A 6,958-nucleotide genomic window follows, 5' to 3' on the forward strand; every position below is an offset into this window, starting at 1 on the left:
AGCTTCCCCGCTCCCAAACTTATCTAGTTGAGACGATAATACCGTGCTCCTCACCAGACCACAGTAGTCACAAGGAACTTAAGGAACTTAAGAAACTTAGGGTTGCCTGTGACATTGGACAATTTAAGTAAGAACAAAGACTATGAATGGAACTTGGGAAGGTATCTTCCAAATTGTAGGAGTGGGTGTGCAGCCATCGGCACACCTGGTTTTAGCCCAGACAGGATCTCCCGCATTTCCCGCATTAAACCAAATTTTGGCAGATGGGGGAACCACCTTACTGAATGTGGTTAAAGCGATCGCAATCTTAGTCATTGGTCTTATCCTGGCTAAGATTGCTGCTGGTATTACCAAAGCAGTACTGAATCGCACCAATATTGACAACAACATTGCTCAGTGGGCTACTGGCGGCCAGTCAGGAACCCAGCCTCCTCCAATTGAGCAATGGTTATCCGGCGCGGTTTTCTGGATTATCATCGTTTTCACGGTAGTGGCGGTTCTAGAAACCCTCAAGCTAGATACGGTTTCCGGACCCCTGAATAGTTTTCTAGACACCATCCTTGGCTTCCTGCCCAGTGTCTTTGGTGCGGCGATTCTCTTGGGTGTTGCCTGGTTACTAGGAACTATCGTCAAGATGATAGTAGTCAGGACGCTCAATGCATTGAATATCGATCAGCGCTTGGGTGAGCAAGTCGGCGATGCTGGCACTAGTCAGTTCTCTCTGGCTCAAACCATTGGCAATGCCCTGTACTACTTAATCTTCCTACTGTTTCTGCCATCGGTATTAGAAACCCTAGGCTTACAGGGAACTCTCGATCCAGTACTAAGTATGCTGGGCGAGATTTGGGGGATTGTACCCAATATTGGCGCAGCCATCGCAATTGGTGCTATTGGTTGGTTTATTGCTCAACTTGTACAACGTCTTGTCACTAGTTTCTTGACAGCAGCAGGTACAAATCAGCTCGGGGAGCGGTTTGGACTGAGTAGCTCTGGTGGTCGCTCCCTAGCAGGGATTATCGGTACGATTGTCTATGTCCTGATTTTGATTCCCGTTGCTACCGCTGCCCTTAATGCCTTGCAGATCCAGGCCATCTCTGGCCCTTCGATCGCAATGTTAAGCCAGGTTACTAATACCATCCCCAAACTATTTGCTGCGGCTGGTATTCTGGCAGTTTTCTACGTAATTGGACAGTTTGTTAGTGATCTGGTCACCAACGTCCTGACAGACCTTGGCTTCAACAATCTATTTAATTGGCTAGGTTTTTCCACCAGCGCTCCTAGCACCACGGATCAAACAACTGATGAAACAGCAGAATCAGAAACACCACAGAACCCACTTACCAGTCGCACCCCTTCTGAGCTAGCGGGACTGCTTGTACTGATCGGTATCATGATCGCTGGTATTGTGGCAGCAACGGATGTGTTACAGATTCCCGCCTTAACTGACATTGTTGGTGGGGTCGGTTTCATTGGTGCTCGGGTGCTGTCCGGGTTAGTAGTCCTTGCTATCGGTCTGTTCCTAGCTAATTTTGCTTTCAACTTGATTACTGGCTCCGGCGCTCGCCAATCCAATATCCTGGCACAAGTAGCTAGGATTTCGATTATTGCCTTTTCTTTAGCCCTAGGTCTACAACAAATGGGCATTGCCCCTGATATTGTGAACTTAGCCTTTGGTTTACTCTTAGGCGCAATCGCGGTTGCGATCGCATTAGCCTTCGGTCTCGGAGGTCGCGATGTTGCTGGTGAGCAAGTTAGAGAATGGCTAGATTCTTTCAAAAAGTAAGTCGAAGTTATTCCCGTAGCGTGGCCTATTGGCCAAGGTTGTTCGCCCTTTTTGAATTAAGAATTAAGAATGTAGAATGTAGAATTCTTAATTCTTAATTCTACATTCTGCATTCTGACAGACAACCTTCAACCTTCAACTTTTGATAATCTTGCCCTCAATTCTCCTTTAATGCGATGGAGAATTGAGGTTTCGTCTAGAGAGGAGAGAATTCGTCTAACAACGGCTTTTGGTCCATCTTCTCCCCAGGATGCGCCATTGGCTAAATAGGTTTTGGTAATTTGTCCAATACCATAGCCAGAAACTCCAGCAACACTAGCTTGGGTGATGGCAACTGACATATATGGCGCTAGGGAAACCCCACCAGTTACAGGGGCAGAAATCCCCAAAATACTTTTTAAGCTACTCAATCCCAAGTTAGCCAAGAGTTCACTAGCACCAATACCTCCCATACTCATAGCGATTTTTTGTAATAATTGAATAGCTCCCTGCTCAGTCATCGGAATACCATAGAGACGGGATAAAGTAAGAATCATTACCACATCAACTACAGTAGCGGTGAGGATATCCACAACAGTAACTGGATTGAGAGCAATGACAAATGCTTTAGTTATTACTGCTTTCCAGATAATTTGATTAGCACTATCATCCCGAATCTTCATTTTTCGGTTGACCAAGTTTTCATTCAACTCATCGGCGTAAAGCATGGTGTTAAGAGCAACAAGGGATTTACCTTCCCGATGTAAAATTTCCAGAATTTTTAGTTTCAAATCGTCAATCTGGGGTTTCCCTCGGCGGCGCTTGACCTGAATGCTGCCATTAGGCGATCGCACTGCTACAGATACCAAAGGTGAAGCAGCAACCATCACAATTTCTGCTGGTGAAAGCAACTCCTTGACCCGTTCATCCCGAATTTTGCTGTAAATTGCCATGCGATCAGCATCAGGATATTGGTCAATCTTGTTGAACACCAGTAACATCGGTTTACCACTAGCTCTTAACTGAGATAGAGCTTGGTACTCTACCTTAGTCATATCACCAGCAATAATAAACAACAGTAAATCTGCCTGTTTAGCCACCTCTAGGGCTAAGGCTTCCCGAGTTTCCCCATCTACTTCATCAATCCCTGGGGTATCGATTAGCTGAATTTGGGAATTACCAATACTGGGTAGGGCAACCTGTAGAATATCCTGTTGGCTATGGGTTTCTTTATGGGTTTCTTTATGGGTTTCTTGACTAGAGGTTTGACTAGGGCTTTGATTATGGGGCTGCCAATTAGCAGTTTGAGCATTCTGGGTCACCCCATGTAGGGCACCAGTTTCAAATACAGGTTGACCCACTAAGGCATTGAGTACAGAGGATTTCCCCCGTCCCACCATGCCAAAGGCAGCAATTTGGATACAGGTATTTTCCAGCTTCTCAAGCAGATTGCCCAAGTCTTGGATTTGAGCATCTAAACCAGCTTTTTCTCTACGGGATAGGTCAAGGTTAGCTACCAGATCCTTGAGCGAGTCTTGTGCCTGTTTGTAGTTCAGTTCTGCCTGGATTTGCTCAAAACCTGAAATTGCGCCATCTAAATCCTGGTCAAGATCTAGAGAGTTAACAGAGTCAGACTCAGGCCAGAATTCGGTCAAAACGGCACCTCCTGCTTAGGATACTTCTGCTTTCGATCCTAGAGCATCAGTTCAGGAATCACTTTTGAGAAATCACCCGTCATAGAAATATATGCCTTACAGCTTACATCAGTTACATTCATTATTCATCCCTTGCAACTTCCTGATTACAACCCACAGCTGTAGAAGAGTTAATCATTGCTTTACACCATTGGTTCGATGGAAACCATAGGAGAGATATGAGATGATCAGCCAATTATTAAGTGTTAGTCTAACCTTGCCGATGCTACTGAACTTAGGTCAGAGTCTCACGGATACCCAAATACTAAATTATGGTAAAGTTAGCCATAATAAACCAACATGGACAAATTTTCAGGGTAAACTCGATAGTCAAAACCCACCGTCTTTATCCTTGGCCAGCCGGGATGAAGCAAAAGATCAAGAACAAAAGTGTGAATGGCTAGACATATGTACAGAATTTAGGGGGGCATCTTTATTGGTTAGCAAAACCCTTTTTTAAAAGGTAAGTTAGGTGCTACAAAAACGTGGTAATTAGCATTGTCCTGCGACTAAATCAGGAAGGAAAATTACGCTATCATGGTATTAGATCTGCCAAGATTCTACAAAGCTTGTAATCCCAGCAAGCCCCTGAGCATGGGAGATGTCAATGAGATAAAATACTATATTGATTTTTCCCCAGTCAGAGGAAATAAAATTATTGAGTCCCTCAAGCGAACCATCACCCTAATTTCTCCAGATGAGCCGACTTGTCAGCTGTTTACAGGGCATATTGGCTGTGGTAAATCCACAGAATTACTTAGACTAAAAGCTGAGTTAGAGCAACAGAAATTTCATGTCGTTTATTTTGAGTCGTCTCAAGATTTAGACATGGCTGATGTTGATCTAAGCGATATTTTGCTGAGTATAGCTGGTCAAGTCAGTGAAAGTCTGGAGAAAATTAAAATTAATATAAAACCAGGCTATTTTGTCAATCTTTTTACAGAAATTACCGATTTTTTGCGGACACCAATTGAATTAGGTGCTGAAGCAGAATTGTCGGTAGGCATTGGCAAAATAACGGCTAAAACTAAGGAAAGTCCTAAACTGCGGCGTCGATTGCGGGAATACCTGGAACCTCGCACGAGTGGAATCTTAGACTCGATTAATGAAGAACTACTAAGACCTGCCACTGCTACCCTGAAGAAAAAGGGCAAAGCGGGACTAGTGGTGATTGTGGATAATCTGGATCGGGTGGATATTCGCCCCTTACCCTCTGGGCGATCGCAACCAGAATATTTATTCATTGACCGGGGTGAGCAGTTACGCCGACTCAATTGCCATATTGTGTACACAATTCCCTTGGCGTTAACCTTCTCCAATGAGTGCGAAACCCTGAAGAATCGCTTAGGTGGTGGACTCACTCCTAAAATCTTACCCATGGTGCCAGTCAAACTGCGCACAGGTGAGGAGTTTCCCGATGGCATGGCGTTGCTACGAGAAATGGTGCTGGTTAGAGCTTTCCCTAATCAAACTCCTGAGGAACGATTTGCTTTGCTCCCGGAGGTATTTGATAATATAGATACTTTAAACCGCCTGTGCCGAATTAGTGGTGGTCATGTGCGCAACTTGCTAGGATTGTTGTTTGATTGTCTCAGGCAAGAAAACCCACCGATTCCGAGCGAGTGTTTAGAAAATGTGATTCTCGAACGTCGGGATTATCTGATCTCATCAATTACTGATGAGGAGTGGGAATTGCTGTTTCAGGTGGTGCAACAGCAAAAAGTCAGGGGTGATACGGAATACCAAACTCTATTGCGCAGTATGTTTGTCTTTGAATACCGCGATCGCGATGGAAATTGGTTTGGTATAAATCCAGCATTAGAAGAGGCACCGCAGTTTAAGTCATGGTTGAAACAAAATCACCAGCAGACGCTGCCCAATACAACGATAGTACATTAAAGGCTCTCTCTAGAGCGATCGCATTTTCACAAGGGGAATTTTCCCTTGTGATCGTGCGATGTAACTACCAGGGTTTGCAACAACAGATGCTGCAACGCCTCAAAGCACTGTGTCAGCCCCAATACCAGATTACAGAGTTTATCATACCGCCATCGGCTACCACCCTTTACACCACCATCCAAAACTACGAACATAGGGAATTGGGACGTGGAGAGGACAAGGGGATAGACAGATGCGAGCACAGGGAGAGTTCTAGCCCCATCAACCCTTCATCCCCTGACTCTCTTACCTCCTCGCCCCCTCATTCCGCATTACTGATTGTTGGTTTAGAGTCAGTCGTTGCCCTTGAGGAATTACTTACCTCTACTAATCAAGTCCGGGATGAGTTTCGTAAACGCCTAACCTTTCCTCTAATATTGTGGGTTAATGACCAAGTACTCCAAAAACTGATGCGGTTGGCACCAGATTTTGGCAGTTGGGCAGCCACTCCCCTCAAGTTTGAACTGACCACCACAGAGTTAGTCAATTTTCTCGGACAAAAGGCTCAAATGGTATTTGCCTGTCTATTGAACTCTGGAGAGCCTTCCCCCTCAACCACGCAACACATCCCAAATCCCAACCTCCAACATTCCAACCTTCAACATTCCAACCTTCAACATTCCAACCTTCAACATTCCAACCTTCAACATTCCAACCTTCAACATTCCAACCTTCAACATTCCAACCTTCAACCTCCCAACCTTCAACATTCCAACCTTCAACATTCCAACCTTCAACATTCCAACCTTCAACATTCAACCTCCCAACATTCAACCTCCCAACAACCTCCCAACCTCCAACATTCCAACCTCCAACCAACCAACCCCGATATTTGTATTACCTATTCGAGGAACTCAGCACTCCAAAACCAACGTCGATTTGAACTGGATTTTGCCCTAAAAGATTTACATAGTCGTGGCATTACCTTGGACAAGGAATTAGACGCTAGTCTAGACTTTGTTTTGGGTCTAGATGACTATATAAGCGATCGCATAAATCTAGCCAAGAAACGGTTTCGTAAAAGCTTAATAGTTTGGCAACAAACGGATAACTTAGAACGGCAGGGGTTATTATTATTTTATCTTGGTTTGTGTTACTGTCGCCAAGCTGACCAAAATCAAGCTCATAAACAGCGCTATTGGGAAGAAGCTTGGCCGTATCTGCATCGATGTATGGGAATTTTTACCCAAGCGGGGCGTCACGATCTGGTGGCTATTTTTATTAGTAAGCTAGCTGAACTGCTGCAGCATCTACAAGCGTGGTCATTCTTACAAACCACCTCTCAACAGGCTCTGTCGCTTCATGAAACCTATGGGACTCAGGTGCAACTAGCCCAAGATTACGGTTTTCTGGCAGAAGTAGCCCTTGAGCAATCCCGATGGGACGATGCTGGTCAATTAGCAGAGAAAGCTCTATTAATTTTGGTTGTTGCTGCTGATGATCAGCCCCATGACCAAGGCTTGCATCCATTGCTATTAGCCCAGCTCTATCGATTATTTTTGGTAAAATCCCAAGGAAAGCAGGGAAATTTAGCAGAAGCGGTCAAGCAGCTGGAAAAAGCGAG

At 44.8% G+C, this 6,958-nt stretch carries 5 protein-coding genes; 4 read left to right on the forward strand and 1 reads right to left on the reverse strand.

Annotation, left to right across the window (positions count from 1 at the left end):
• The first annotated feature begins 142 nt into the window (after nt 1–142).
• Nucleotides 143–1,783 carry a mechanosensitive ion channel gene (locus tag F6K49_RS32950; RefSeq protein WP_293070130.1) on the forward strand — a complete coding sequence of 547 codons (1,641 nt, stop codon included), beginning with the start codon at nt 143–145 and terminating at the stop codon, nt 1,781–1,783.
• A 128-nt stretch (nt 1,784–1,911) separates the two neighbouring features.
• Here the strand turns inward: F6K49_RS32950 and F6K49_RS32955 are convergent, their stop codons facing one another.
• Nucleotides 1,912–3,417, reverse strand: coding sequence for a GTP-binding protein (locus tag F6K49_RS32955; protein ID WP_293070132.1), 1,506 nt, complete (start codon nt 3,415–3,417; stop codon nt 1,912–1,914).
• 223 nt (nt 3,418–3,640) lie between these two features.
• Here F6K49_RS32955 and F6K49_RS32960 point away from each other — a divergent pair, with 223 nt between their 5' ends.
• The 3 genes from F6K49_RS32960 to F6K49_RS32970 all read left to right on the forward strand — a co-directional run.
• Nucleotides 3,641–3,916 carry a hypothetical protein gene (locus F6K49_RS32960; protein WP_293070134.1) on the forward strand — a complete coding sequence of 92 codons (276 nt, stop codon included), beginning with the start codon at nt 3,641–3,643 and terminating at the stop codon, nt 3,914–3,916.
• 77 nt (nt 3,917–3,993) lie between these two features.
• A complete protein-coding gene (locus F6K49_RS32965) occupies nt 3,994–5,355 on the forward strand; it encodes a P-loop NTPase fold protein (RefSeq protein ID WP_293103411.1) in 1,362 nt (453 codons plus the stop codon).
• The coding region (locus F6K49_RS32970; protein WP_293103414.1) for a pentapeptide repeat-containing protein at nt 5,301–6,958 on the forward strand (1,658 nt) is incomplete at its 3' end. The genes F6K49_RS32965 and F6K49_RS32970, both read left to right, overlap by 55 nt.

The sequence above is a fragment of the Moorena sp. SIO3I6 genome (assembly GCF_010672095.1).

Bases quoted from the DNA above. Each gene is read 5' to 3' on its own strand.
- F6K49_RS32960 (WP_293070134.1), top strand. From the start codon at position 3,641: ATGATCAGCCAATTATTAAGTGTTAGTCTAACCTTGCCGATGCTACTG.
- F6K49_RS32965 (WP_293103411.1), top strand. From the start codon at position 3,994: ATGGTATTAGATCTGCCAAGATTCTACAAAGCTTGTAATCCCAGCAAG.
- F6K49_RS32950 (WP_293070130.1), top strand. From the start codon at position 143: ATGAATGGAACTTGGGAAGGTATCTTCCAAATTGTAGGAGTGGGTGTG.